Consider the following 26,802-nt stretch of genomic DNA (forward strand, 5'->3'; position numbering starts at 1 on the left):
GAGAGGAACCCCTGCCATGGATCACCGCATCGACCGCCGTTCCCTGCTGCGCCTGGCCGGTACCGGCGCGCTCGGCCTGGCCGCCACGCCCCTGCTGTCCGCGTGCGCGGGCCAGAGCCCCCCGGGAGGCGGGGGCGTCTCCAACGCGGGCAAGAGCCTGACCCCCTGGCCGGCCTACGTGCCGTTCGCCGGACCGGCGCCGGACCTTCCCGGCGACGCCTCCGGCGTGCAGCCGCTCTACCTGAAGTACCCGGAAAAGCTCGTACGGTCGGTGAACGACACCGTGGGCGACGGCTCCGAGGTCAGGGCCATGGTCGTGTCGTTCGGCGCCCCGCCGAAGCCGGTGGGCCGGAACGAGTACTGGCAGGCGCTCAACAAGGCGCTCAACGTCGACCTGAACGTCACCGTCGTGCCCGACCCGGAGTACGCGCAGAAGATGGCCACGCTGATGGCCGCCGGCGACGACCTGCCGGACATCGTCATGTTCAACAACCTGGCGCTCCCGCACGCGGCCGAGTTCATCCAGGCCCGCTGCGCCGACCTGTCGGAGTTCGTCGGCGGGGACGCGGTCAAGCGGTTCCCGAACCTCGCCAACCTCCCGACCTACGCCTGGCAGGGCATGGGCAGGATCGGCGGCAGGATCTACGGGGTCCCGCTGGAGCGGCCGAAGCCGGCCAACAGCCTGTTCGTCAACCGCTCGGCCATGGACGCGGCGAGCATCCCCAAGGACTGGACGACCGAGCAGTACCTGGACGCCATGAAGGAGCTGACCGGCGACCGCAAGTGGGGCGTGGGCTGGTTCAAGACGCTGTTCGGGGGCCTGGGCGGGATCACCTACCACGCCGGCTCGCTGGGCGCGCCCAACACCTGGTCGGCGTCGGGCGGCACGTTCTCGCACACCATCACCACACCGCAGTTCGAGCAGGCCCTGGAGATCATGCGCAAGCTGGCCGAGGCCAGGACGCACTACCCCGACAGCCTCACCGTCAGCTCCACCGACATGCAGAGCTACTTCCACAACGGCACGGTCGCCTCGATCAACGACGGCTTCGGTTCGGTGAACCTGGGCTTCATCACGAAGATCAACGACCGGTTCGACCTCGACCTCGGGCGGCCGTACGGGGAGAGCCCCACGCCCTGGCAGAGCCCCGGCATCTTCGGCTACGTCGCCTTCAAGAAGGCCTCCCCCGAGCGGATCAAGCTGCTGCTGCGCATCTGCGACTATCTCAGCGCGCCGTTCGGAACGAGCGAGTACGAGCTGGCCAACTACGGCGTCGAGGGCAGGCACTTCACCAAGGACGCCGACGGCATCAAGACCACCGAGCTGTACACCCAGGAGAACAACACCCTCCTGCCCGTCAAGTTCCTCGGCGCGCCCCCCTCCGTCCTCTACCTGCCGGGCCATTCCGACGTGGCCAAGTCCGTGTACGAGTGGCAGAAGGCGACCCTGCCCGACAGCGTCCGCAACCCCGCCGTCGGCCTGCGCTCGGCCACCGAGGCGAGCAAGGGTGCCCAGCTCGGCCAGATCCTCGGGGACGGGATCACGGCGATCACGTTCGGGCGCAAGCCGCTGTCGGCGTGGAAGGACGTCGTCACCCAGTGGCGGCAGGCGGGCGGCGACCAGGTCGCCGCGGAGCTGGCCAAGGAGCACGCGGCCAACCAGTAGACCGGGAGCGCACGAGGAACCGGCGGGCCGGGAACACGCGGTCCGCCGGTTCCTCTGGCGCGCACGCCTCATCTCCTCGTGCGCGCATGCCTCGTCGGCCGGCCGGGAGCGCACCGCGAACCGGCCGGCCGGCCCCTCCCGGGGCGTCCGGGGCCGATTCCCTCCCCTGCCGGTCCCCCGGTACGTCGCCGGCCGCGCCCGCGTGGCCGCGAAGGTCTCCGGACGCCACCTCAGGCGCGGGACGCCGGCCGTTCGCAGGTGGGGACGCCGTCCAGGCGCACGGTCACCGTCTCCCCGCCGGGCAGCGTCAGGACGACCAGGTCGTCCCGCACGCGCACGCCCGGCGCGGGCGGCCACCGCCGCGTCACCGCCAGGTGCACGAGGCTGACGTAGACCGCGGTGCCGCCGGGGTGGGCGTCGGCGACCGCGTAGGGCGTGACCGAGTGCGCGCCGAAGGCGTTGGTGCCCCGCGCCGTCACCAGGCCCGTGCCCGTGTAGCCGTGCAGGGCGCGCACGGCGCTGCTCAGCCCGTCCGGCCGCCGGGCCAGCGCCACGCCCCTCTCCCCCCGGCCCGGCTCCGGGGGGACCGCCGCGGCCAGGGCGTGGCCGCCGTCCCGCACCCGGTATCCGGCGGGCGCCGTGACCCGGTGGATCCTGATCTCCGCCGGGCCGTCGACGACCGAGGCCGTCACCACGTGGACCGGGCCGTCCTGGTAGGCGGAGGCGGCGAACCGGTCGGAGACGGCCAGGGGCTGGATGCGCCGCCTGAGGGAGGGCGTCCCGTCGGGCGCGATGACGGCCAGGTGGTTGTCCACCCCGTGCGCCCTCTCCCCCAGCTCGGGTCCGGTGTGGCTGGTGTAGGCGAGCTTGAGGTAGTGCGGGTCGGGCGGTCCGTCCGGGTCCTGGACGCGGTCACGGTCGCTGCCGTGGTTGACGAGCCGCACGACGCCGTCCGCGCGGGTGGCGTGCAGCAGCCAGCCGGGCGCGGGCATGGCCACCGTCTGGTCGGCCAGGTCGACGGGCGCGGCCTCCTCGGCGTCCGTCCAGACCGGGTGCTCGGGCGGCAGCAGCAGGCCGAGGAACGCCTTGCTGGCCCAGTAGGGCGACGCCGGCCCCGAGTAGTCCTGGGCGAGGGGCGGGAACGGGCCGTACCAGCCCAGGGTGAGCAGGCCGCGCTCGTCGGGCGCACCGCGCTCGGCGAAGTGGCTCATGACGCCGCCGGCGATGCGGCGGGTGCGGCCGGGCGGAAGGGGCGAGGCGCCGGTCAGCGCTCCCAGCCACAGCGGCGCGACCGTCGCGAACCGGTAGGTCAGCGAGCGTCCCTGGTGCACCGGGCCGCCGTCGGCGGCGAAGAAGTGCTGGTACTGGCCGAGAAAGCGGTGCAGGCGTGCCGCGTAGAGTTCCCGGCGGGCGGTGTCGCCGGACATTCTCGCCCACAGCGACGGGTACAGGTGCATCGCCCAGCCGCAGTAGTAGTCGAAGTTCTTGCCCCTGCCGTCGGAGTACCAGCCGTCGCCGACGTACCACTCCTCGATCCGCTCCAGCCCGCCGGTGATCTCCTCCGGTTCGTGCGGCCCGCCCACCTCTGCCAGGAACTGCTCGACGACCACCTTGAACAGCACCCAGTTGTTGTCCGGGGTGCGCCGCCCGGCGAATCCGGCCAGCCAGGCCACCACCCGCTCCTGCTCGGCCGGCGACAACCGGTCGAACAGCCACGGCCGGGTCTCGTGCAGCGCCAGCGCCACCGAGGCCGCCTCGACGAGCTGCTGGGACATGTCGGTCAGCGCGGGCCAGGCGTACGGGTGGGCCGGGTCGGTCCCGGCCGTCAGGCCGCTCGCGTAGCGCTCCAGCAGCGCGGGCGGCACCGCGCCGCCCGCTCCGGCGATCCTGAAGGCGGCGAGCAGGAACGTGCGGGCGAAGCCCTCCAGCCCGTCGCTCACCGGCCCCGACCGGCTCGCCCGGCCGGGCAGGCGGAACTGGGCGAAACCCTCCGTCGCGTACGGCACCACGGAGGCCAGCAGGCGATCGGCGGCGGCCTCCCAGTGCGCCCGGGTCCAGCCGGTGTGGCCGGACAGTCGTTCGTCGGACGATGGGAGGCCGCTCAATGACATAAAACGGATACTACAGCGCTTACATCGGCTTTATCGGGAATATCCTGACTCTCGAAGTAAGCGTTTTAACTTCGATGCTCACTCGCCCGCGTAGCGGATGCTCGGGCGGGGAGGCGTGGTCATGCCGTGGCCGAGGAAGTAGTCGACGTGGTGGGACTGCATGTAGCCCTTGAGGGTCATGGCGTTGCGGTAGGCGGGGTTGTGCGCCGGCGTGTACAGCCGGGTGCCGGTGGGCCGGTTCGTGGTGAAGATGATGAGCTCGTCGTAGCTCGCGTTGGTGTAGACGACCTCTTCCCGCCAGTCGCCGAGAAGGTCGCCGACAAGGGTGGGGTTCACGCCCTGGGCCGCGCTGACCGCGCCGTACTGTGAGATGTTCAGCAGCCGGGGGACCTGGTTGGTGGCGGTGGGGTTGTTCGGGTCCCACTTCTCGAACTTGCCGTCGTTGAGCAGTTCCATGGTGAGGTCGCCGTCCCACCACAGACCCATCTGTGGCCAGGGCCGCAGCGAGGTGTTCGGTTCGGCGAGCCGGTTGGAGGGCGCGTTGTACAGGCCGGAGAAGGACCAGACCTCCATGCCGGGATGGCGCGGGTCGATGTCGCCGGCCATGCCCCGCCCCACGTCGGCGGTGCCGGACCCGGTGTGCCGCCAGATGACGGAGCCGTTGCGGGCGTCGTAGTAGTACTCGCGCAGGCCACTGGGGTTGTCCTGCTGCACGCCGTAGCCCTGCAGGCCCGGGCGGGAGGGGTCCATCTTCGCGATGTGGAAACGGTCGCCGTGGACGATCCCCGCCGGCCCCAGCGAGTAGCGCAGGGTGCCGTCGCCGTTGAGCACGAACCCGATCTCGGCGACCTCGTCCCTGCCGTCGCCGTCGACGTCGATGATGCGGGTGTTGTGCCCGTCGGGTGTGTTCTGGTTGCCGCGCAGCCACTTCCACTGCTGGGTCAGGGTGCTGCCGTCGAACCTCCAGGCGGCCATCATGAGGTTGAAGGCCCCGCTGCCGATCCGGTTCTTCATGAAGGCCACCAGGCTCGGCGTGGTGCCGTCGAGGTAGCCCACCCCGAAGCGCGCGTACATCGGGCCGTCGGACAGGTAGTCGGCCGGCACCGGGGCCGTGGCCCGGGCCGCTCCGGTCCGGCCGTCGAGAACGGCGATGAACTGGCGGTTGTCGTTGCCGTTGGTGAACCTCGTCCCGTTGCCGAAGGTCACGCCGTTGGCGATGCGCACGGCGACCTCGGCCCGGCCGTCGCTGTCGAGGTCCTGGACGGTGACACCGTCGTTGTGGCCCACGTCGATCGTGGAGGACCCGCCTTCGATGTTGTTCTGGTTGGTGCTGTTGGGCCCCATGTCGACCTGCCACAGGAAGCGCCCGTCGCTGCGGTAGGCCTCCAGCTTCTGGGGGGAGGTCTGCCGGTCGAGCACGTAGTCGTACTCGCCGTCGCCGTCGAGGTCACCGGCCCAGACGAACTTCACCGGGCCGCCGGCGCGCAGCGGTACGCGGACCACCGGCTCGGTGGCGTGGTTGGCGGTCAGCGTGAACGCCGCGCTCGCCGCCTGCTCCGTGCCGCCGGTCACCGGCCGTACGTGGTAGCTGTTGGACCTGCTCAGGTCGGCCGTGGAGTCGACGTAGTTGGTGCCGCCGGTCAGCACGCCGGAGTTGAGCTTGACGTAAGAGCCGCCGGCGGTGGAGCGGTAGACGTTGAAACCGATACCGTCCGGGTCCAGTCCCAGCAGCCGCCAGCTGACCAGGACGTCCCTGCTGCCGGAGCGCACGGCCACCACACCGCGGCCCAGCTTCTCCATCGGGCGGACGGGGGCGAGCGCCGACCCGCCGGACGAGGCGGTGGTCGCGGAGGTGGGACCGGCGACCAGCGCCGTCGTGGCCATCACGATCGCCGAGGCGATGACGGCCGGCCGTCGAGCGGCTCGCCATCCACGCATGACACGCATGAAGATCTCCTTCATTGGAGGGTGGGGTTACGCGGGAAGCCGGTCGCCGATCAGAGCGAGACACTGGACGGCGGCCAGGCCGTACTGCGCGGAGGCGTTGACCGAGGCGAAGGTGGCCTCGTCGACCGGCTTGAGCACCTTCGAGCCCTCCAGCCGCACCGACGTGAACTCCAGGGTCCGCGGGTATCCGGCGTGGCCGGTGTCGAACTCCTGCCACGCCCGGGCGGCGAGGCCCGCGTCGCCGAGCTTGGCGGCGGCGTAGGCGGTGAGGCGGGAGTGGGCCTGGCGCAGGTTCTGGTTGCCGAACGACTGGCCGGCCTCGGCCTGCTGCTCGGCGGCGGTGCCGTTGTACAGGCGGCAGTACTGCAGCCACGCCCTGGTGAACGCCTCGTCGCCGGTGAGGGAGATGACCTCGCTGCACAGCTCGACCAGGCCGAACACCGCGCCTAGCGAACCGACGCCGACCGCGGTGTCATTGGGCTTGAAGGTGCCGTCGTCGAGGTCGTACAGGCCGCTGCCGCGGATGAACCCGTTGGGCATCGCGGCGATGGTCCGCATGCCGTTCAGCAGTTTCTCGCGGGCGATCGGCGCGCCGCCGCGCTCCCATTCGGTCAGCCAGGCGAGCGCGAGGCCGCTCCAGTCGGTCCCGGTGCTGACACCGAGCGCGTGCGGGTCCGGCTCGTACGGCCCCGTGCGGATCTTGCGGATGGGGTCCAGGACGAGGAACGTCCTGTCGACGTCCACGAGGTCGCGCAACAGGTCGCCGATGCGCTCGTCGGCGGTGAGGAAGTAGAGGAAACGCCGGTAGCCGGCGTTGCTGATGCGGGCCTGCTTGGCGCTGTCGGCCCAGTGCTGGACGCCGTGCCGCGTCCCCAGATCCCGCCATTTGCCCAGGTGGTAGACATCGACCTCTCCGGTGTGCCGGGTCATCGCCTCGGCGAACCTGAACGCCTCGGCCCTGCCGGTGCGCAGGTAGTGGTACCAGAGCCACAGGTCGGTCGACAGCTCGGAGTTGTCCCAGGCGTAGCCGCCGACGTCATAGCGCCACACGTGCCGGTCGGGATCGTAGCTGTGCATGATGTCGCCGTAGTCCCAGAAGCCGTACCAGGAGCGCTGGTCGACCTGTTCGCGGTGGTAGTCGAACAGGAAGTCCAGCCGGTCCTCGATCCGCTTCCTGGCCGGGGTCGAGCGGTCGACCGGCGACCAGTCGCCGAACACCCCGGCCGCGTGCAGGTGCGCCGGCGGCGCGACGATCAGCGGCGGCGTCCGCACGGCCTCGGTCAGCTCCGCCACCCGCTCCGCGGCCGGGGTGGACTCCAGCGCCCAGAACATCAGCTCCGTGGTGCGCGCGATCCCGTACGGGGTGCCGAAGCCCGGCTCGTAGTCCTCGTAGGTGATCTCCAGCCCTTCGAGCTGCTCGGGGTAGGTGTCCTGGCCGAGCCCGTCGTGGTAGAAGCGCAGGTCCATCGGCCCGGCCTCGGGCGACCACAGCCACACGGTGACCTCGGCCCTGTCGCCGGCGGCGCGGCGTACGTCGAGCTGGGTGGGGTGCAGCTGCCAGAAGTTGCGCATGCCGAAGGCGAATCCTCCGCCGGGGCCGCCGACGTAGCCGAGCCCGCCGGCCCGGCCGCCGGAGTCGACGGGGATCCAGCCGTGGCCGGCCTTGGTGCGCTTGCGGATCTGGAAGCCGTCGGCGCTGATCTGGCGCAGCGAGTAGTCGCCGAAGGCCGGGATGAGGTGCAGCCGGGAGGAGACCCGGGTGTCCCAGGTCGCCACCGGCGGGGTGGCCTGCCCGGCGACCTGTGCCCGGCGGACCGCCGCGCCCGGGTCGCGGCGCAGGCCGGTGATGCCGCGCACCGCCTCGGACAGCACGCCGTCGCCCTGCCCGGCGAAGCGCACGTGCCGGTCGTGGAGCTCGCCGCGCATCGGCACCTCGAAACGGATGCCGAGGCCGCTGATGAAGTCCTTCTTCTCGTCGCCGTCGAACACGAAGCTGTGCACCGCGCGGATGCCGTCGCCGCCGGTGTAGAAGTACAGGCGTACGGTGAACGGCAGCCAGGACCTCCCGCCGCGCCGGTGTTCCCCCTCGATTCTGATCACCGCGCGGACCGGGCCCGACTGCTCGACCGTCACCTTCTCGGTGCGGCCCTCGAACCTCTCCCGCTTGACCGTGCCGCCCTCGTCGTCTCCGGGCTCGTCCTGCCGCAGGCAGATCAGCCTGCCGTCGCGGGCGATCTCCAGGTCGCCCCGCATGATGGAGCGCACCAGCCGGTCGCCCTTCTTCGGTATCAGGCACCGGATGACACCGGTGCTCACCTCGACCTGGTCCCGGCCGTCCTTGACCGTCACGGCCGCCGCCGGCGCGGCGGGCCGGCCCGCGGTGAGGAGGTAGTGCTCGGCCGGGGCGACGTCGGCGCCGACGGCGTGCGCGGTCCACTTCAGCGAGCCGTCGGGCCAGTAGGCGGTGGCCCACGTCTGGACGGGCACCTGCTGCCCGGCGGCGGTGCGCAACGCGAAGTCCTGGCCCTTGGGAACGGCACCCTTCGGCCACGGCACACCCCACGTGGACCCCCCGGCCAGCCGGCCGGGAGCGCCGCCCTCCAGCCAGTGGAGCCGAACGCCGTCGTCGAGCACGTCGCGCGCCGCCACCGGCCCGGCGGTCGCGGCGCGCGCCGGTCCCGGGGGCAGGCCGATCTGACCGGCCGCGGCCGCCGCCGCGGCGCTGAGGAGCAGTTTGCGTCGGGACATCATCGCCATGAGGGGGCTCCACTGGGGTTGGCGTTCACACCGATGAAACGGTCACATGTTTAACCGTTTACATTCGCAGATGGCAACATGGACGTCGGGAGCTGTCAAGGGGTCCGCCACGCCGCAACGGATAATCTCCCAGCGTGTCGGCGGCGGTAGCCGTTTGATTTCCTCTTCCGCGACGGAGGGGCAGGCGCGGGCGGGCGGCGATTTGACAGCGGGCGAAACAGGGGGAAGCATCACGCGTAAGCGGTTTACCAACGGTTTTCGCTTCAGGTGGAGGTTGGATGGTCCGGCGTGCGGCGTCCCACGAGGAAGGGCGGCGGCCGACGACGATCCGGGACGTGGCCGCGCACGCGGGCGTGTCCGTCGCCACGGTGTCACGGATCCTGTCCGGCACGTACCCCAGCGCACCCGCCACCCGCAGCAAGGTCATGCGGGCGGTGCGCGAGCTGGACTACGTGGCCAACGCCAACGCGCGGGGGCTGGCGGGGGCGAGCAGCCGGAGCGTCGCCATCATCGTCACCTCCGTGATCTCGCCGCACTACGCCCACGTCGCCCAGGGCGTGCAGGCCCAGGCCGCGCTGGAGGGCAAGCTCTGCATCGTCGGCACCACCGGCGGCGACCCGGAACGCGAGCTCGCCACGGTGCAGTTGATGCGCCAGGAGCAGGCCGAGTGCGTGATCCTCGTCGGCAACGTGGTGGACGACGCGGCCTACCGCGAGCGGATGGGCGAGTACGCCCGCGCGCTGGCGCTCGCCGGCTCGCAGCTCGTCCTGTGCGGACGCCCGACGCTGGGCCCCGATGTGCCCGCCCTCGTCGTCGAGTACGACAACGCCGCCGGCGCGTACGCCATCACCAGCCATCTGCTCTCGGCGGGTCACCGGCGCGTGCTGTTCCTCGGCCGGCGCGACGGCCACACGACCCAGGACAGCCGCATCGCCGGCTACCGCGACGCCCTCGCCGACCATCGCGTGCCCCACGACCCCGGCCTCGAGGTCGAGGGCACGATGGAGCGGCAGGAGGGCTACCGCATGATCCGCGAACGGCTGGGCGCCGGGCCACGTGACTTCACCGCCGTCTTCGCCTGCAACGACCTCATCGCGGCGGGCGCCCGCCTGGCCCTGCGCGAGCACGGGCTGCGCGTTCCCGACGACGTCTCCATGGTCGGCTTCGACGACCTGCCCCCGGCCGCCGACATCGGCCTCACCACGGTCCACGTGCCGCACGAGGAGCTCGGCCGCACCGCGGTACGCCTCGCCCTCGAACGCCGGCGAAACACCTCGGGATCGGCTGGGCAGGTCATGCTCGGCACCCACATCATCGTCCGCGACTCGGTCCGGACCTTCAGAGGCGACCACCCTCCGGCTCCCTGAGGACCTCGTTCACGCCCGCGGCCGCCGCGTCCGGGGGCGTCCGGCCGCGGCGGGGCGGGGCGGGCACGGCGGTCACGAGGTCGCCCGCCCGAAGACACGCCACCCGTAGGCGCCGATGGTGTCACCGGCCTCGCTGGCCGCCTCCGGCCGGCGTCCGAAGGACGAGGGCGGCGTGAAGGGCTGTCCGGAGTGGTTGATGACGAACAGGCGCCCGTCGCGCACGACGGCCTCGACGTGCTGCGGCAGCCGGTCCACGGGCGGGCGGACGCCGGCGTCGGCGAAGATCCGTGCGGTGACCGCGAGCATGCCGTCCTCGTCGGGGACGGTGGCCAGGTAGTAGGCCGTTCCCGAACCGCTCGTCCGCGAGGTGAAGGCGGGGTGCCCCCGGAGCCTGCCGTCACGGAAGTCGCCGATGACCGTCGCGTCGATCAGGTCGAGTTCCTCGGCGAACAGGCGGCCGGTCATCGAGGCGTCTCCGAGGGACACGGTCACCGTGGTGCGGTCGTGTGCGTCGATGGGGAGGGCGCCGAAATCCCTCACCCTGAGGCCGAGCGTGGCTCCCAGCCGGGTGGTGAAGCCCCCGGCGGGGAACCTGTCGTACTCGTCGACCACGTCGCTGAACGCCGACAGCAGCAACGTCCCGCCGCCGGCGACGTAGGCCGCGAGGTTGGCCGCCGACGCGTCGGTCAGCAGGTAGAGCTGTGGCGCGATGACGACGGCGTACTTCGACAGGTCGTCGTCCGGGTGGCGGATGTCGGCGGTGACGTGCTGTCGATGGATCGCCGCGTGCCACTGCCGCACGACCGCGAGGTAGTCGAAGCGCACCGGATGGTCGGAGTTCTCCACCGCCCATCGGTTCTGCCAGTCGTAGATCAGCGCCACGGGCGCGTCGACCTCCGCCGAGAGCCGAGGAAACCCGGCCAGGTTCTGCCCGAGCTCGGCGATCTCCCTCCAGGTGCGGGTGCCGGTTCCCGCGTGCGGCACCATCGCCGAGTGGAACTTCTCCGAGCCTGAGCGGGACTGGCGCCACTGGAAGAACATCACCCCGTCGGCGCCCCGCGCGACGGCCTGCACGCTGAGGGCCGCCATCTGTCCCGGCGCCTTCGGCGAGTTGCTCGCACGCCAGCTGACCGCGTCCGGGGCCTGCTCCATGAGGACCCACGGAACTCCCGGTTTGAGGGATCGCATGAGGTCCCGGTCGAAGGCGGCCCCCCGGAACGACCCGGCGTCCGCCGGATCGGGGTAGCTGTCATCGGCGACCAGGTCCAGGTCCGCCGCCCACGAGCGGTAGTCGATCGGCTCGAACGCGCCCATGAAGTTCGTGGTGACGGGCTGGGTGCCCCCCGCCGCGCGGATGATCGACTTTTCCATGCGATAGAGCTCGAGCAGCGCGTCGGAGGTGAAGCGCTTGAAATCCAGGAGGCCTGCGGGGTTGACGCTGTAGGGCGCGAGCCGGGGCGGGACGACCTCCTCGAAATCACCGTAGCGCTGCGACCAGAAGGCGGTGCCCCAGGCCTCGTTCAGAGCCTCGATGTCGCCGTACCGCCCGCGCAGCCAGGCACGGAACGCGACCGCGGCGTTGTCGGAGTAGTCGGCGTGCACGTGGCAGCCGTACTCGTTGTTGACGTGCCACATCACCACCGCGGGATGGGAGGCGTAACGTTCCGCGATCGCTCCGGCGAGTTCGGCCGCCAGGCGCCGGTACACCGGCGACGTGGGAGCGTACGCCTGCCGGCTGCCGTGCCAGTAGGTGGCCCCCGAGGCGTCCTTCGGCAGGATCTCGGGGTAGGCCCGGCTCGCCCACGGTGGCGGGGAGGCGGTGGCCGTGGCGAGATTCACCCCGATCCCGCCCGCGTGCAGCTTGTCGAGGATCCGGTCGAGCCAGCCGAAGTCGAACTCGCCCTCGGCGCGCTGGATGCGCGCCCACGCGAACACCCCCAGGCTGACCAGGTTCACACCCGCCGCCCGCATCAGCCGGATGTCGTCGTCCCATACCGATTCGGGCCATTGTTCCGGGTTGTAGTCGCCGCCGTAATACACCTGAGGTGCTCTCCTGTCAGTGGTTCGTGCCAAAGCCGAGCACGCGCACCGGAGCGTGAACGCGCTCGACGCCGCCGGATCCGCGAGCACGGCTGCGTCCGCCGCCCGCGAGCCCGGCCCCTCCGGGCCGGCGGTCTTCGCACGGCATCGAAGCCGGGGCGGTCCCGCTTCCGGACGCCCCGGCCTCTCAGCGGCGGATCATCGGATCCTGGGTACGGGTACCTTGGCCCAGTCGAGGTCGGTGGCCAGGTAGAAGCCGGGGTAGGCGGGCTGGTTGTAGCCCGTCTGCTGCCTGGCCACCTCGACCCGGTACTGCGGGTCGTGCATGAGGGTGTAGAGCTTGCGGTTCGTCACCTCGGTGCTGACGTGGACGCGGGCGGCGCTGCTGTCGGCGGTGCGCACCACCAGTTCCTCGCGCCAGTCGCCGAGGATGTCGGCGACCAGGCCCGGATTGCCCTTGGTCCCGTTGTTGGCGAGGGTGCCGGTGGCGGTCAGCAGCGTGCCGCGCTTGAAGTCGTCGACGGTGGGTGTCTGCAGCACCGCGGTGGCGGTGCCGTTGACCAGCTGGGTGGTCATGTCGGCTGCCCAGCGGATGCTCTGGTTGGTGCCGGGCGTGGTGACGCCCAGGTGCTCGCCGCGCGCGGACCACAGGCCGGCCTGGATCTCCTGGTTGGGCGGCATCGCCGACCAGGCCTCCATGCCGCGGACGGCCGGGTCGATGTCGCCGACCATGCCCCGGCCGGTGTCGCGACCGCTGTAGCCGCCGAACAGGACCCGGCCGGTGGCGGCATCGCGCATGGCCCAGCCGTACGGCGCCCACGTCCCGCCCTCGTGCACGGTCCAGATCTCCAGACCGGGCCGGTCGGGGTCGAGGTCGCCGACGTGCATGGCGTCGCCGTGGCCGAGCCGGACGTTCTGGCCTGGCACGCTGCTGTTCGGCGGGGCCACGTCGAAGGAGGAGTACAGCAGGCTGCCGTCGTCGTCGATGGTGGCCGCGCCGTACACGATCTCCTGCCTGCCGTCGGCGTCGACGTCGGCGACGCTCATCGAGTGGAACCCCTGGGTCGTCAGGGTGGCGAAGGCGGGATCACTGCCGTCGACGCCGTGCGGGGAGGCGTTGAAGGGATTGGCCATCGGGGCGTGGCCGCTGTCGACGAACCAGCGCTCCTTGAGCTTGCGGCCGTTCCAGTCGTAGGCGACCAGGGTGGTGCGGGTGTAGTAACCGCGGGCGAAGATCGCCGAAGGGCGCTTGCCGTCGAGGTAGGCCACCGAGGACAGGAAACGGTCGACGCGGTTGCCCGGCTCGATGCGGGCCATCGCGTAGTCGCCCCACAGCAGGCCGTCGTCTCCCCGGCCGGGCTTGTAGTCGACGGTCTGCAGCTCCCTGCCGGTGGCGCCGTCGAAGACCGACAGGTATTCGGGGCCCTTGACGACGAAGCCGGCGAACTCCCGCAGGCGGTTGTTGCCGCTGCGCGAGGGCGCGTAGACGTCGACGAAGTGGGTGGCCAGCTCGGTCGCCGCCTGGCGGGAGAGCGGGTAGGTGTGCGCCGGCGTGATGCCGAAGGCCTGCTCCAGCGTCGCGGGCCAGCGTCCGGCGACCACCTCGGGGTGCTCGTGCCACTTCATGAACATGTCCACGAGGTGGTCGAAGTAGCCCGCGGCGCTCAGGCGGTAGTCGTCGGTGTGCGAGTAGCCGGGCTGCGGCATGGTGACGAACCGCTCGTGTTTCTGGTTTCCGGCGGTGTCGTAGCGGATGACCCTGGTGCCCGGCGCGGTCTTCAGCATCACCTCCGAGCGGCCGTCTCCGTCGAAGTCGTAGACCAGGAACTGGGTGTAGTGCGCGCCGGACCTGATGTTGACGCCCAGGTCCAGCCGCCACAGCAGCCTGCCGCCGAGCGTGTAGCTGTCGAGGTAGGTCGGGCCGGTGTAGCCGCGCTGGGAGACGTCCTTGGCGTTGGAGGGTTCCCACTTGACCACCAGCTCGTAGCGGCCGTCGCCGTCCACGTCGCCGACGCTCATGTCGTTGGCCGCGTAGGTGTACGTCTCGCCCACCGGGGTCACGCCGTCGGCGGGCTTGCGAAGCGGCACATCATAAAACGATTCACTCCAGGGCCGGACGGCAGCGCTCTTCCTGCCCTCCTTGCCCCTCGCGATCGGGGCGACGGCGTAGCTGGAGGCAGGCGTGCCCGCGACGTCCCGGTAGTTGGTGCTGTCGGTGACCGTGGCGATCGGGCGGCCATCCCGGTAAAGGCGGAAGCCGGCGCCGAGCATGCCGTTCCGGCCCGCTCCGGTCACCTCGGTCCCCAGCAAACGCCAGCTCAGGAAGATGCCGTTCGGGGTGGTCGTGGCGACGAGACCACGGTCGAGGCGCTCCATCCGGATACGGGGCTCGGCGGCGGCGGGGGTGGCCGGGAGGATGCACGCGAGTGCGGCCAGGATCGTGAAGGCTAAGCGGACGGCGCGCATGAAAAAGCTCCTGAGGGGGGTCGGAGCGGTTAAATCGATCTACTTTCTGGAGATTATGAGCGTTAACATCGGCAGTCAAGGCTTCGGCTCCTCCGGCACCTGGAGGTCACTCTCCGGCTTCCCCGCCCCGTCACCCCCGCACTTCGCGACATGGTCGCGCTCCGTCCGCGGTTCGTACCGCACTCGACCTGGACGGCTTCGGCAACGAGACCGTCCGCGGCACTCGACGTCCGTGCCGCCGTCGATCCCGGCCCTCCGCAGTCGGAATGAAGGGAACGCATGAAACCTTCACGTCACCGCCGGAGAGGGCCAAAGGCTCTGGGAGCGTTCACAGGTGGAAAAAGGGCCTTGTCACCGCCAGTGGCGATCACATGCTCGCCGTCTTGGCTTTCACCTCGGACTTCGAACAGACACTTTCAGCGCATCGGATTGTGCGTTACTGTGCACGTTCACAGAGCCTCATCCAGCCTGTGAGGAGGACGCGTGGCCTCACCCCCCACCCCGCCTGCGGCTTCGCACCCGATCCCCCGTCACCCCTGCCGCGGGACCTGCGGCGACACGACCTCCGCCTGACCGCGACCGCCGGCACCGGCTCCCGGCGCAACGACACCGGACGGCTCAAGCGGACCGGCCGCCCACTCGAGCTCCAGGACGCGAGCGCCGGCGGGTCTGTCCGTCATGCCCGTCCACAGACGGCCTCAGCCGGCGGCACCCGCCGCGCCGCCCGCTTCGGCGACTGCTGTGATCCCCGTTTCCGATCTCCGCCCTGACCATCGGAGGACTCCATGAAAAGGATCTTGGTGGCACTGGCGTTGTGCGCCGCCGCGACCGTCCCCGCCGGGCAACCGGCCCACGCCGCCGCCGCACCGCTCAGCATGCTCGGCGCAGACGTCTCCTCCCTGCAGCGCGCGCTGGATCTGGGCGCGAAGTACTACGACACCGGTGGCGTGCAACGAGATCCACTGGACATCCTCAAGGGGGTCGGCGTCAACTACGCCCGCCTGCGAATCTGGAACAACCCGATCAGCGGCTACAACAACAAGGACAAGGTGCTGCAGCAGGCCCGGGCGGTCAAGGCCAAAGGGCTGAAGCTGATGGTGGACTTCCACTACTCCGACACCTGGGCCGACCCCGGCAAGCAGTACAAGCCGGCCGCCTGGTCCAGTCATGGCATCGGCCGGCTGCAGACCGACGTCTACAACTACACCTACGACGTGTGCACCGGTCTCAAGGCTCAGGGCACCGTCCCCGACAGCGTGCAGATCGGCAACGAGATCAACACCGGCATGCTGTGGAACGACGGCAAGGTGACCGGCAACGACTTCACGAACCTGAGCCTCCTGCTCAAGGCCGGATACAACGCGACAAAGGCATGCAATCCCGGTACGCAGGTGATCATCCACACGGCACTGGCGGAGAGCCTGTCCTCCGCTCGCTGGTTCTACGACGGGATCCGGGCCAAGGGCGTGTCCTGGGACATCACCGCCCTGTCGTACTACTGCGTGTGGCACGGGACGCTGTCCAACCTGTCCACGGTCATCGGTGACATGCGCGCCCGATACGGCAAGGACGTGGTCATCGCCGAGACCGCCTACCCCTTCACCGCCGACGACGCCGACTCAACGCGCAACGCGATCACTTCGGGCTGCCCGGGGTACCGGTCGACCTGGCAGGGACAGGGCGCGCAGTTCGCGGCGGTGCAGAGCACGGCTCGTGACGCGGGCGCGATCGGGGTCTTCTACTGGGAGCCGACCTGGTACGCGGTGCCCGGCAACGGCTGGGATCCGGCGAACATCGCGGGCAGCGGCAACGGGTGGGACAACATGGCCGTCTTCAACTGGACGGGCCAGATCAACCCCCATGTCCGGTGGACGCCGTAAGCCCGGGGGCCACCGTGCCCGCCGGCCACCCCGCTCCCGGCAGGCCGGGGCCCATGACATCTGGGACACCGGCCCGTGAAAGCCGACGGCCCGTCGTGCAGGCGGCGCCGAACCACTGCGGACCCTCACGAGAAAGCACGGAATCACCATGAGTTCCTCTCGGTCAGATGGCCGCGCGCTCGGCCCGCCGGGCTCTTCGAGGCTCGCCGTTCTCACCCTCCTCGCCTTCCTGGCGGCCCTGCTGTCCGTACCGCTCGCGCCTGCGGCCGGGGCGGTGACGGATCTGGCGCTGGGCAAGGCCGCCAGCGCCGATTCCAGCCAGTCCGGGCGTGGCGCGTCCCTGGCCAACGACGGCGACACCGCAACCCGCTGGTGCGCCGCCGACGGCGGGACCGGCCATTGGTGGCAGGTCGACCTCGGAAGCGCGGCGACACTGACCGGCACGGAGGTGCGCTGGAAGTTCGCCCGCGCCTACAGGTATCACGTCTCGGTCTCCACCGACGGCTCGACCTGGACGCGGGTGGCCGATCGGACGGCGAGCACGTCCACCGCCCAGGTGCAGGACGACACCTTCTCGGCGACCGCCCGGTACGTGCGGATCACCGTGACCGGTCTTGCCGCGTCGACGTGGGCGAGCATCGCCGACTTCAAGGTCTTCGGCACCGACACCGGCACCCCGCCGGGACCGGAACCCGATCCGGCACTGCGGTCCAAATGCACCGGCGTCTCGCCGATCATCTGCCACTTCGACGTCCAGCCGGGCAACTACGACGTGACCGTGATCCTGGGCGATGCGGCCACCGCGGGCGTGACAAGCGTGCAGGCGGAGGCTCGCCGTACGGTGTTGCCCGCCGTGTCGACGGCGGCGGGCTCCTACGCGCGGTACTCGTTCACGCTGAACGTGCGCCAGCCGGAGGGCCAGCCGACAGGGCAGGGCGGCACCGGGAAGCCCGGGCTTGACCTGGTCCTCTCCGGGACGGCCCCGAAGCTGAACGGGATCGGGCTGGCCCCGGCGAGCGGGCCCGTGCTGTATCTGGCGGGTGACTCGACCGTCTGCGACCAGCCGGTCGCGCCGTACACCGGGTGGGGGCAGCAGCTCCCGCAGTACTTCAAGCAGGGCCTGTCGGTGGCCAACTACGGCGACTCGGGCGAGAGCTCGGGCAGCTTCCTGTCCAACTCGGCGCTGTTCCCCGCGATGAGGCCGCTGATCCGCAACGGCGACACGGTGCTGATCCAGTTCGGGCACAACGACAAGTCGACGACCGCCTCGGCGTTCACCTCGAACCTCACCAGTCTGATAACCCAGGTGCGGTCGCGAGGCGGGACGCCGGTGCTGGTCACGCCACCGGTGCGGCGGCTGTTCGCGGCCGACGGCACGCTGAACTCCACGGCGCTGCACGTCAACGGCGTGGGCGTGAACCTCCCGGCGACGATGCGGCAGGTGGCGGCGGCGCAGAGCGCGCCGCTGATCGACCTGACCGCCGCGAGCGAGGCGCTGGTGGAGAGGCTCGGCCCGAACGCCTCGGCCGCGCTCTACCTGCCGGAGGTGAGCGACAACACGCACTTCTCCTCGAACGGAGCGAACGAAATGGCCCGGCTCGTCCTGCAGCGCATGCGCGAGCTGAACCTGTCGCCGGTGTCGTACCTGCGATGACCCCCCACCCACCTGTTGGAGTTCCCATGTCCCCACGCAGACCACGCACCGCGCTGCTGTCGGCCGGCGTCGCGCTGACGATGGCCGCCGCCGGTGTCGCCATCGCCGCGGAAGCCTCCGCGGCGACCCGCTACGAGGCGGAAAACGCGCCGGCCACGTGCGCCGGTCTCATCGAGTCCAACCACGCCGGGTTCTCCGGAAGCGGATTCTGCAACGCCGACAACGCGGCGGGCGCGGCGGCGCAGTTCACCGTCACCGCGCCCGCCGCCGGCGCGGCCACCATCACCGTCCGCTACGCCAACGGCGGGACCTCCAACCGTCCCGCAGACGTGCTGGTCAACGGCACGGTCGCCCACGCGGGCAGCGCCTTCGACCCCACCGGCGCCTGGACCACCTGGGTCACCAAGACACTGACCGTGTCGCTGAACGCCGGCGACAACACCATCCGGCTGAACCCGACCACCGCCGCCGGCCTGGCCAACATCGACTACCTGGAGACCGACCAGGACGGCCCGGACCCGAACCCGACCGGCCGCCAGATGGAGGACCTCAACCGCGGCCTGATCAGCGTGCGCTCGGGAAGCGGCAACCTGGTCTCGTGGCGGCTGCTCGGCACCGAGAGCATGAGCACCGGGTTCAATCTCTACCGGGGCTCGACCAAGCTGAACTCCTCGCCTCTCACCGGTGCCACCAACCACCTGGACAACGGTGCCCCGGCCGATGCCTCCTACACCGTCCGCGCGGTGGTGAACGGAGCGGAGCAGGCGGCGTCCGAGCCGTCGCTGCGCTTTACCGGCGGCAACTACCTGGACGTGCCGATCTCCCGGCCGGGAGGCAACTACACCGCCGGGGACGCGAGCGTCGGTGACGCGGACGGTGACGGACAGTACGAGATCTTCCTCAAGTGGGATCCGAGCGACCAGAAGGACAACTCCCAGGCCGGGGTCACCAGCAACGTCTACATCGACGCCTACCGGCTCAACGGCCAGCGGCTGTGGCGCGTCGACCTGGGCCGTAACATCCGGGCGGGCGCGCACTACACGCAGTTCCAGGTCTACGACTACGACGGAGACGGCCGGGCCGAGATGGCGGTCAAGACCGGCGACGGCACCGTGTCCGGCACCGGGCAGGTGATCGGCAACGCCGGCGCCCTGCACCGCAACTCCGACGGTTACATCCTCACCGGTCCCGAGTACCTGACCGTGTTCAACGGGCTGACCGGCGCGGCCATGTCCACGGTGAACTTCGATCCGGCCCGCGGCAACATCAACGACTGGGGTGACAACTACGGCAACCGCGGCGACCGGTTCCTGGCCGGCACGGCCTACCTGGACGGCCGGCGGCCGAGCATCATCATGGGCCGCGGCTACTACGCCAAGAGCACGATCGCGGCCTGGGACTTCCGCGACGGCCAGCTCACCCGGCGCTGGAAGTTCGACTCCGGCAGCGCCGGCAGCCAGTGGACCGGCCGCGGCGCCCACTCGCTGTCCATCGCCGACGTCGACGGCAACGGCACCGACGAGATCATCTACGGCGGCATGACCATCAACGCCAACGGCACCGGCCGCTACACCACCGGCTTCTACGCCCACGGCGACGCCCTGCACGTCGGAGACTTCGTGCCCGGCCGTGCCGGCAAGGAGATCTGGATGATCCACGAGCAGAGCTCCGGCGCCGCCGCCACGCTGCGCGACGCCGGCAACGGCTCGATCATCATGCAGAAGAACAACACCTGCAACTGCGAGGGCCCGGCCCGCGGCGTGGCCGCCGACATTCACGCCGGTAACGCCGGCGGAGAGTTCTGGGGAACCGGCACCGGCCTGGGCAACCTGTTCAACGCCTCCGGCGGCAACGTCGGGCGTAACCCCGGCAGCTACAACTTCCTGGCCTGGTGGGACGGCGACCCGGTGCGGGAGCTGCTGGACGGCAACCACGTCGACAAGTACGGCACCGGCGGCGACACCCGCCTGCTCACCGCCTCCGGAGCGCACTCGGTCAACGGCACCAAGTCCACCCCGTCCCTGTCCGGCGACCTGTTCGGCGACTGGCGTGAAGAGATCATCCTGCCCCGCGACGACAACGCCGCGCTGCGCGTCTACGCCACACCCGTCCAGACCGACCGGCGGATCTACACGCTGATGCACGACGCCCAGTACCGCGTGGCCATCGCCTGGCAGAACACCGCCTACAACCAGCCGCCGCACCCCAGCTTCTTCCTCGGTGACGGCATGAGCACCCCGCCGCAGCCCAACATCTACGTCCGCTAAAACATCCGGCGGCCCGGCACCCACCGGGCCGCCGGGCCGTGACCCGGGCCGATGGCGAGTCGCCCCCCCAGTCTCCCCTCACTCCCCAGGAGCCTCGATGAAACGGCTACCGAAGATCTCGTTACTCGTGGCGATGACGATGGCACTGGCCGGTGCCCCCATCGCGTTCGCGACAGGCGCGCACGCCGCGACGACCCGGTATGAGGCAGAGTCGGCACCCGCCGTGTGCGGCGGTGTCACAGCCTCCGACCACTCCGGCTACTCCGGTGGCGGTTTCTGCGACACCACCAACGCCGTCGGCAGCGCCGCGCAGTTCACCGTGAGCGCACCGGCCGCGGGAACCGCCACCCTGTCCGTCCGCTACGCCAACGGCACCACGGCGAACCGGCCGGCGGACATCAGCCTCAACGGGACGACGGTGCAGTCCGGGCTCGCCTTCGAGGGCACCGGCGCGTGGACCACCTGGGCGACCAAGAGCCTGCCCGTGCAACTGAACGCGGGAACCACCACCGTACGGCTCACCGCGACCACCTCCGGCGGACTCGGGAACATCGATTACGTCGAGGTCACGACGGGCGCCGGGGACGGCTCGCCCACCGACCCGAACATCCGTTTTGTCGGTCGCTGGGACACCCGCAACAGCAGCGCCTACGTCCCCGGCTGGGCCGGTGCCTATCTCAAGACGGGGTTCACCGGCACCACCGTCAAGCTGAAGCAGCGCAACACCATCGACCTCTACTACAGCATCGACGGCGGCCCCGACGTCTACCTGCAGAACGTGCGAGGCACCGTCAATCTCACCCCGACCCCGCTGGCGGCGGGCACCCACAGCCTGCGTGTGTCCTACCGGGTGGTGGCCGGCTCCTACGGTGGCGATGCGGTGTTCCAGGGGCTGGTGCTCGACCCGGGCGCGCGGACACTGCCCGCCGAGCCGTCCCGCGGCATGGCGGAGTTCATCGGGGACTCCATCACGGTCGGCACGACCAGCTCGAAGAACGCGCTCACCGCGTACGGATGGCTGGTCGGCGAGCAGCTCGGCCTGGATCACATGCAGGTCGCCCAGGGCGGCGCCTGTCTGGTGAGCACCGCCGACGGCTGCGTCGGCCTGGACCGGCGGTTCGTGAAGGTGAGCGCCGCCGTCGGGGCCGTCGACCATGACTTCACGCGCTACCAGGCGGACGTGGTCGTGATCAACCTGGGCACCAACGACGTCGGTCACGGGGTGTCCACCACCCAGTTCCAGACCTCCTACACCGAGCTGCTGCGCACGATCCGCGCCAGGTACCCGGAGGCCGCGATCCTGGCCTTGGAGACCTTCCGCGGACGGTTCGTACCGCAGACCCAGGCCGCGGTGCAGACCGTCAACGACGCCGGGGACCACAACGTCTTCTTCGTCGACACCGACGGCTGGGTGCCCGCGAACGGCCTGACCGACGCCGTCCACCCCAACGACATCGGGCACCGCGCGATCGCGGCGAGGCTGGCACCGATCGTGGCCGCCCACCTCGCGCCGAGCACCACGTCAACGTCAACGTCAACGTCAACGTCGAGCGGCGCGTCCCACGCCTGCGATCCGGCTCCCGTCCCGGACGCCTCCGCGTCCGCGGACTTCTCCGGCGCAGAAAACGGCGCCGGATGCGCATCCGGCTGACCCGCCTGCCGCCGGTGCCGTACCTGCCCCGACTCCCCTCTTGGAGTTCCCCATGTCCTTACGGATCAGGCTGCCCGCCGCTGTCGCGCTCACGGTGGTCGTCGCGAGTGCCGTCATAGCCGCGGAAGCCTCCGCGGCGACCCGCTACGAGGCGGAAAACGCGCCGGCCACGTGCGCCGGTCTCATCGAGTCCAACCACGCCGGGTTCTCCGGAAGCGGATTCTGCAACGCCGACAACGCGGCGGGCGCGGCGGCGCAGTTCACCGTCACCGCGCCCGCCGCCGGCGCGGCCACCATCGCCATCCGCTACGCCAACGGCGGGACCTCCAACCGTCCCGCAGACGTGCTGGTCAACGGCACGGTCGCCCACGCGGGCAGCGCCTTCGACCCCACCGGCGCCTGGACCACCTGGGTCACCAAGACACTGACCGTGTCGCTGAACGCCGGCGACAACACCATCCGGCTGAACCCGACCACCGCCGCCGGCCTGGCCAACATCGACTACCTGGAGACCGGCGCGCCCCCCTCCGCCACGACCACGGTCTGGCTGGCCGGAGACTCCACCGTCGCCGCCAACTCCGGCGGCAACGTCGTCGGCTGGGGCCGGGAACTCGGCGCCTACCTCACCAGCGGCGCCACCGTGGTCAACAGCGCCATCGGCGGCCGCAGCGTCCAGACCTGGCTGTACGAGTCCGCCGTCACCGGCACCAAGAACTCCGCCGGGGAATGCGTGCTCAGTTCCACCGCCTACGCCGCCCGCTGGCAGGCGATGCTCGACGCCTCCACCGGGATGAAGGCCGGCGACCACCTGTTCATCCAGTTCGGCATCAACGACGGCTCGTCCACCTGTCCACGCCACGTCGGCTCCGCCCGGTACCGCGAACTGCTCACCACCATGGTCCGCGCCGCCCAGCAGCGCGGGGCCCACCCCACGCTGGTGACCCCGGTGTCCGCCCTGAGCTGCAGCGGCAGTACGGCCACGCCCACCCGCGGGTTCCTGACCGAGACCTTCGACGTGGGCCGGGCCACCGGCACCCCGGTCATCGACCTCCACAAACTGAGCTACACCCTCTACAACAGCCTGCGATTCTGCCCGTTCAACGGCGACTACTCCTCCGGCCCCGTCGGCGCGTTCTTCGCCGATGACCACACCCACTTCGAGGCGGCGGGTGCACGTCAGATCGCGGGCCTGGTCACCAAGGCGGTGCGCGACCAGCAACTCGCCCTATCCGCGTACCTGAGGTGACACTCGACTCGCCCTCGGGAGTCTCGGCGAAATGGTCGTCGAAGATCTCAGCCGTCACGGGCGCCCGGGGCGATCCGCTGGCCATTCTCAAGAGCGCCGGTGTGGGACTACCGTCCGCCGGCTCCCCTGACAACGCGCACGACGCTCCTGCCGTCCCTCGCGGGGCGGCGGGAACGCCCGCACCCGCTTTCGCGCCGAGCGTCCGGCCGGCCTGCCGCCCACCGGACGCGCCCGGCAACCGACCCGTCCGAACTCCAATCGCCACAACCATCCCCGCACCCAAGGAGCCATCCATGACCATGCACCGGCGGACATTCCTCAGCGTGAGCGCGGCCGGAGCGGCGGGCCTCGGCCTGTCCCTGCTCGGCGCGGGGCAGGCGCTCGCCGGCGTCGGGTCGCTGGACCCGGCACCGACCACGCCGTTCGCGGTCGGCGTGCGCCGGTATGACTGGACCCGCGGCAGCCGCCCGTGCACCACCTACGTCTACTACCCCGCCACCGGCACCCCCGGCGGCAGCCCGGTGACGAACGCCCCGGTCGCCAACGGTGTCTTTCCCGTCTACAACTTCACCCACGGCTTCCAGAGCAGCCCGCAGAACTCCCTGTTCATCATCCGGGCCCTGGCCGCGGCGGGCTTCATCGTCCCCGCCCCGCACTTCAACCACAACTTCACCGACGTCAGGAACGGCGAGACCTCCAAGGACGTCTCGCAGGTCCTCACCCAGACCCTCGCCCTCAACGCGAGCGGACCACTGGCCGGGCACATCAACACCGGCATCGGCGTCGGAGTCTCGGGCCACTCCCTGGGCGGCATGATCACCCATGGCCTGCTGACCTCCTGGCCCGACAGCCGGATCATCTCCGCCAACCCGCAGTCCTGCGAGGACATGGGCAACCCCGCCGCCTCGGTCTCCGCCAAGGTCCTGTTCGTCCACGGCGACCGGGACTCGACCACGCAGTACGCCTCGGCCCGGCAGGCGTACACGGAGATGACCTGGCCCAAGGCGTTCCTCACCTTCGTCGGCGGCAGCCACACCAGCTTCTGGAGCGACAACCGCTTCCCGAACACCGTCGTCGACTGGGCCCGCTGGACCATGTACGGCGACACCGCCGCACGAGACCGCCTCCCGGCCGACGCGGCCGGGTCCAACACCAGGTGGGAGGCCCAGCTGGGTGACTCGCCCGGCGGCCCGGCCGCCTACACCCTGGTGGCCCAGCACAGCGGCAAGGCCGCCGACATCGACAGGGCCTCCACCGCCGCCGGCGCACGGCTCATCCAGTGGACCGCCGGCAATCGCCCCAACCAGCAGTTCGAATTCACAGACTCCGGCGACGGCCACGTCCGCCTCAAGGCCCGGCACAGTGGCCTGTTCCTCCAGCCCACGGGCACCGCGACCGGCGCGGACGTCGTCCAACGGGCCGACACCGGCGCCATCGGCCAGCAGTGGCGCGTGGTCGACCACGGCGGTGACGTGATCAGTCTCGTCAACCGGGAGTCCGGCCTGGCCATGGACGTCTGGGAACAATCCACCGCCGATGGCGCCCGCATCTCCCAGTGGACCTACAACGGCAGCCCCAACCAGCGCTTCACCCGGCGCCGCGTCTGACACGAGACCTGTCGGGTCACCGCTCGGGCAACAGGGCGGTGACCCGGCATGACGCGAACACCCCTTCACAACCACACTGGACGGCTTCGATGACACAGCCTTTCCACAATCGGACCTCACCGCGACGTCCGCGCAGACGTCGCATCGCGTTCGTCCTCGTCGGCGCACTGATCGCAAGCTGCGCCGCCGCACTGATAACGGGACCGCCGGCGAACGCGGCCGTGATCGACCCGGGGGCGTACTACCAGATCGTCTCGCGGCACAGCGGCAAGGCGGTCGACATCGCCGATCAGTCGACCGCCGACGGCGCCGCCGTCCAGCAGCGGACCCGCGCCGACCGGGCGGGCCAGCAGTTCCAGTTCGCCGACGCCGGCAACGGCTACTACAGGCTCCGGGCCCGGCACAGCGGCAAGGTGGTGGACATTTCCTCGGCGTCCACGGCGAACGGCGCGAACGTCGTCCAGTGGACCGACAACGGCGGCACCAACCAGCAGTTCCGGGTCGTGGACACCGACAGCGGATACGTCAAGCTCGTCAACCGCAACAGCGGCAAGGCCCTCGACGTCTGGGAGCAGTCCACCGCCGACGGCGCCCGGATCTCCCAGTACACCGACACGGGCGCCGCCAACCAGCAGTGGCAGCTGGTCCGGGTCGACGCGCCACCGGCCCCGAAGTACGCCGGCTACCTGTTCAGCCACTTCACCGGCGAGGGCACCTCCGCCGGCGAGCAGGTCTACTTCGCGCTCAGCCAGGGCAACGATCCCACCCGGTGGCGCCAGCTCAACGGCGGACGGCCCGTGCTGACCTCGACCGTGGGGACCCGCGGCGTGCGCGACCCGTTCATCATCCGCTCACCGCAGGGCGACAGGTTCTACCAGATCGCCACCGACCTGCGGATCTACGGTAACGGCAACTGGGACCAGGCCCAGCGGACGGGCAGCAAGTCCATTGTGGTCTGGGAGTCGGCCGACCTGGCGAACTGGAGCGCGCCGCGCCTGGTCCGCGTCTCGCCGGACACGGCCGGCAACACGTGGGCCCCGGAGGCGTACTACGACGAGACACTCGGCCAGTACGTCGTGTTCTGGGCGTCGAAGCTGTACTCCGCCGGCGACCCGAACCACACCGGCACCACCTACAACCGGATGATGTACGCCACGACATCCGACTTCCGGACCTTCAGCGCCCCGCAGGTCTGGGTCGACAAGGGCTACTCGACGATCGACTCGACGCTCATCAAGCACAACGGCACCTACCACCGCTTCACGAAGGACGAGCGGAGCGCGTCGCAGAGCGCGTGCGGCAAGTTCATCCTCGCGGAGAAGTCGACGACCGTGCTCAACCGCGACTACTCCTTCGTCGCGGACTGCATCGGGAACAACGCGATCAACCAGGGCGAGGGTCCGCTGGTCTTCAAGTCGAACACCGAGGAGCGCTGGTACATGTTCATCGACGAGTACGGAGGCCGGGGCTACGTACCGTTCACCACCACCGACCTGAACACCCGGCAATGGTCGCCCGTCTCCGGCTACACCATGCCCGGCCGGCCGCGCCACGGTACCGTCCTGCCGATCACCCAGGCCGAGTACGACCGGCTACTGCAACGCTGGGGCTGAACCGCCCTGTGGCGGAGTCCCCGGTCGCCTGGCACGCCGGCATGCGGCCCCGGTCACAACTCCTTCACCACCACCTCCGAAGACGGTCGAAGCTGAAGCTGCTCAAGCTCCCGGGCGAGTCCCAGGCGACGTCGCCCGGCGCCTACTACAAGCCCTCGATGTACTGGTCGATCTCGTCTCGCAGCAAGCACCCCGCCGAGGCGGCGCTGTTCGTGGACTTCCTGGCCAACAGTGAGGAGGCGGCGAACGTCATGCTGACCGACCGCGGCGTCCCGGCCAACACGAAGATCCGTGCCGCCATCACCGGCAAGCTCTCCGAGACCGACAAGGCCGCGGTCGAGTATCTCGACACGGTCAAGGTCGGCACCGCTCCCCGGGTGACCCCGAACGGCGCCGGCACCCTGGAGGCCGTCATCAAGCGGCACACCAAGGAGGTGCTGTTCGACCGGATGACGCCGGACCAGGCGGCCGCGTCGTTCGCCAAGGAACTACAGGCCGAGATCGACGGCGCCTGACCCCCTAGTGAAGGA

15 protein-coding genes are annotated in these 26,802 nt (G+C 70.5%); 10 read left to right on the plus strand and 5 right to left on the minus strand.

Going from position 1 to position 26,802, the window contains the following annotated elements:
• Positions 1-16 precede the first annotated feature (16 nt).
• Entirely contained in the window at positions 17-1,666 is a 1,650-nt protein-coding gene (locus AB0G15_RS16790; RefSeq protein WP_362840124.1) for an extracellular solute-binding protein, read from the plus strand.
• 230 nt (positions 1,667-1,896) lie between these two features.
• On the opposite strand, the gene AB0G15_RS16795 is transcribed toward AB0G15_RS16790, so the two are convergent.
• From AB0G15_RS16795 to AB0G15_RS16805, 3 genes are all read right to left on the minus strand, one after another.
• Entirely contained in the window at positions 1,897-3,777 is a 1,881-nt protein-coding gene (locus tag AB0G15_RS16795; protein WP_362840127.1) for a DUF2264 domain-containing protein, read from the minus strand.
• 78 nt (positions 3,778-3,855) lie between these two features.
• Positions 3,856-5,724: a hypothetical protein gene (locus AB0G15_RS16800; RefSeq protein ID WP_362840130.1), complete on the minus strand. Its 1,869-nt coding sequence runs from the start codon at positions 5,722-5,724 to the stop codon at positions 3,856-3,858.
• 27 nt (positions 5,725-5,751) lie between these two features.
• Positions 5,752-8,481, minus strand: coding sequence for a Tat pathway signal sequence domain protein (locus AB0G15_RS16805; protein ID WP_362840132.1), 2,730 nt, complete (start codon positions 8,479-8,481; stop codon positions 5,752-5,754).
• Between the two features lie 278 nt (positions 8,482-8,759).
• Between AB0G15_RS16805 and AB0G15_RS16810 the strand changes: the two genes are divergently transcribed.
• Positions 8,760-9,848 (plus strand): LacI family DNA-binding transcriptional regulator, encoded by a 1,089-nt coding sequence (locus tag AB0G15_RS16810; RefSeq protein WP_362840135.1) that lies wholly within the window; start codon positions 8,760-8,762, stop codon positions 9,846-9,848.
• A 72-nt stretch (positions 9,849-9,920) separates the two neighbouring features.
• Here AB0G15_RS16810 and AB0G15_RS16815 read toward each other — a convergent pair whose 3' ends face one another.
• Positions 9,921-11,888, minus strand: coding sequence for a beta-galactosidase (locus AB0G15_RS16815; RefSeq protein ID WP_362840137.1), 1,968 nt, complete (start codon positions 11,886-11,888; stop codon positions 9,921-9,923).
• Between the two features lie 198 nt (positions 11,889-12,086).
• Positions 12,087-14,264 carry a rhamnogalacturonan lyase gene (locus AB0G15_RS16820; RefSeq protein ID WP_362840344.1) on the minus strand — a complete coding sequence of 726 codons (2,178 nt, stop codon included), beginning with the start codon at positions 14,262-14,264 and terminating at the stop codon, positions 12,087-12,089.
• A gap of 875 nt (positions 14,265-15,139) precedes the next feature.
• On the opposite strand from AB0G15_RS16820, the gene AB0G15_RS16825 reads away from it, so the two are divergent.
• The 8 genes from AB0G15_RS16825 to AB0G15_RS16860 all read left to right on the plus strand — a co-directional run bounded on the left by AB0G15_RS16825 (position 15,140) and on the right by AB0G15_RS16860 (position 26,787).
• Positions 15,140-16,234 (plus strand): glycosyl hydrolase 53 family protein, encoded by a 1,095-nt coding sequence (locus AB0G15_RS16825; protein ID WP_362840140.1) that lies wholly within the window; start codon positions 15,140-15,142, stop codon positions 16,232-16,234.
• A 148-nt stretch (positions 16,235-16,382) separates the two neighbouring features.
• A complete protein-coding gene (locus AB0G15_RS16830) occupies positions 16,383-17,888 on the plus strand; it encodes a discoidin domain-containing protein (RefSeq protein WP_362840143.1) in 1,506 nt (501 codons plus the stop codon).
• Positions 17,889-17,914: 26 nt separating this feature from the next.
• The gene (locus tag AB0G15_RS16835) at positions 17,915-20,155 is read left to right on the plus strand and encodes a CBM35 domain-containing protein (RefSeq protein ID WP_362840146.1); all 2,241 of its coding nucleotides are present in this window, start codon (positions 17,915-17,917) and stop codon (positions 20,153-20,155) included.
• Between the two features lie 97 nt (positions 20,156-20,252).
• Complete coding sequence (locus AB0G15_RS16840) at positions 20,253-21,806, plus strand: GDSL-type esterase/lipase family protein (protein ID WP_362840149.1); 1,554 nt, start codon at positions 20,253-20,255, stop codon at positions 21,804-21,806.
• Between the two features lie 52 nt (positions 21,807-21,858).
• Positions 21,859-23,052, plus strand: a complete 1,194-nt coding sequence (locus AB0G15_RS16845) for an SGNH/GDSL hydrolase family protein (RefSeq protein ID WP_362840152.1) — start codon at positions 21,859-21,861, stop codon at positions 23,050-23,052.
• Between the two features lie 293 nt (positions 23,053-23,345).
• On the plus strand, positions 23,346-24,659 hold the full coding sequence (locus tag AB0G15_RS16850; RefSeq protein ID WP_362840155.1) for an RICIN domain-containing protein: 1,314 nt from the start codon (positions 23,346-23,348) through the stop codon (positions 24,657-24,659).
• Positions 24,660-24,748: 89 nt separating this feature from the next.
• Positions 24,749-26,272 (plus strand): RICIN domain-containing protein, encoded by a 1,524-nt coding sequence (locus AB0G15_RS16855; protein WP_362840158.1) that lies wholly within the window; start codon positions 24,749-24,751, stop codon positions 26,270-26,272.
• 8 nt (positions 26,273-26,280) lie between these two features.
• Positions 26,281-26,787 (plus strand): hypothetical protein, encoded by a 507-nt coding sequence (locus tag AB0G15_RS16860; protein WP_362840161.1) that lies wholly within the window; start codon positions 26,281-26,283, stop codon positions 26,785-26,787.
• The last annotated feature ends 15 nt before the right edge of the window (positions 26,788-26,802 follow it).

The organism is Streptosporangium sp. NPDC023825 (assembly GCF_040639575.1).
Taxonomy (GTDB): domain Bacteria; phylum Actinomycetota; class Actinomycetes; order Streptosporangiales; family Streptosporangiaceae; genus Streptosporangium.

Excerpts from the sequence above, each read along its gene's own strand:
- AB0G15_RS16790 (WP_362840124.1), top strand. The coding sequence starts at position 17 with ATGGATCACCGCATCGACCGCCGTTCCCTGCTGCGCCTGGCCGGTACC.
- AB0G15_RS16795 (WP_362840127.1), bottom strand. The coding sequence starts at position 3,777 with ATGTCATTGAGCGGCCTCCCATCGTCCGACGAACGACTGTCCGGCCAC.
- AB0G15_RS16800 (WP_362840130.1), bottom strand. The coding sequence starts at position 5,724 with ATGCGTGTCATGCGTGGATGGCGAGCCGCTCGACGGCCGGCCGTCATC.
- AB0G15_RS16805 (WP_362840132.1), bottom strand. The coding sequence starts at position 8,481 with ATGGCGATGATGTCCCGACGCAAACTGCTCCTCAGCGCCGCGGCGGCG.
- AB0G15_RS16810 (WP_362840135.1), top strand. The coding sequence starts at position 8,760 with ATGGTCCGGCGTGCGGCGTCCCACGAGGAAGGGCGGCGGCCGACGACG.
- AB0G15_RS16820 (WP_362840344.1), bottom strand. The coding sequence starts at position 14,264 with ATGGAGCGCCTCGACCGTGGTCTCGTCGCCACGACCACCCCGAACGGC.
- AB0G15_RS16825 (WP_362840140.1), top strand. The coding sequence starts at position 15,140 with ATGAAAAGGATCTTGGTGGCACTGGCGTTGTGCGCCGCCGCGACCGTC.
- AB0G15_RS16830 (WP_362840143.1), top strand. The coding sequence starts at position 16,383 with ATGAGTTCCTCTCGGTCAGATGGCCGCGCGCTCGGCCCGCCGGGCTCT.
- AB0G15_RS16835 (WP_362840146.1), top strand. The coding sequence starts at position 17,915 with ATGTCCCCACGCAGACCACGCACCGCGCTGCTGTCGGCCGGCGTCGCG.
- AB0G15_RS16840 (WP_362840149.1), top strand. The coding sequence starts at position 20,253 with ATGAAACGGCTACCGAAGATCTCGTTACTCGTGGCGATGACGATGGCA.
- AB0G15_RS16845 (WP_362840152.1), top strand. The coding sequence starts at position 21,859 with ATGTCCTTACGGATCAGGCTGCCCGCCGCTGTCGCGCTCACGGTGGTC.
- AB0G15_RS16850 (WP_362840155.1), top strand. The coding sequence starts at position 23,346 with ATGACCATGCACCGGCGGACATTCCTCAGCGTGAGCGCGGCCGGAGCG.
- AB0G15_RS16855 (WP_362840158.1), top strand. The coding sequence starts at position 24,749 with ATGACACAGCCTTTCCACAATCGGACCTCACCGCGACGTCCGCGCAGA.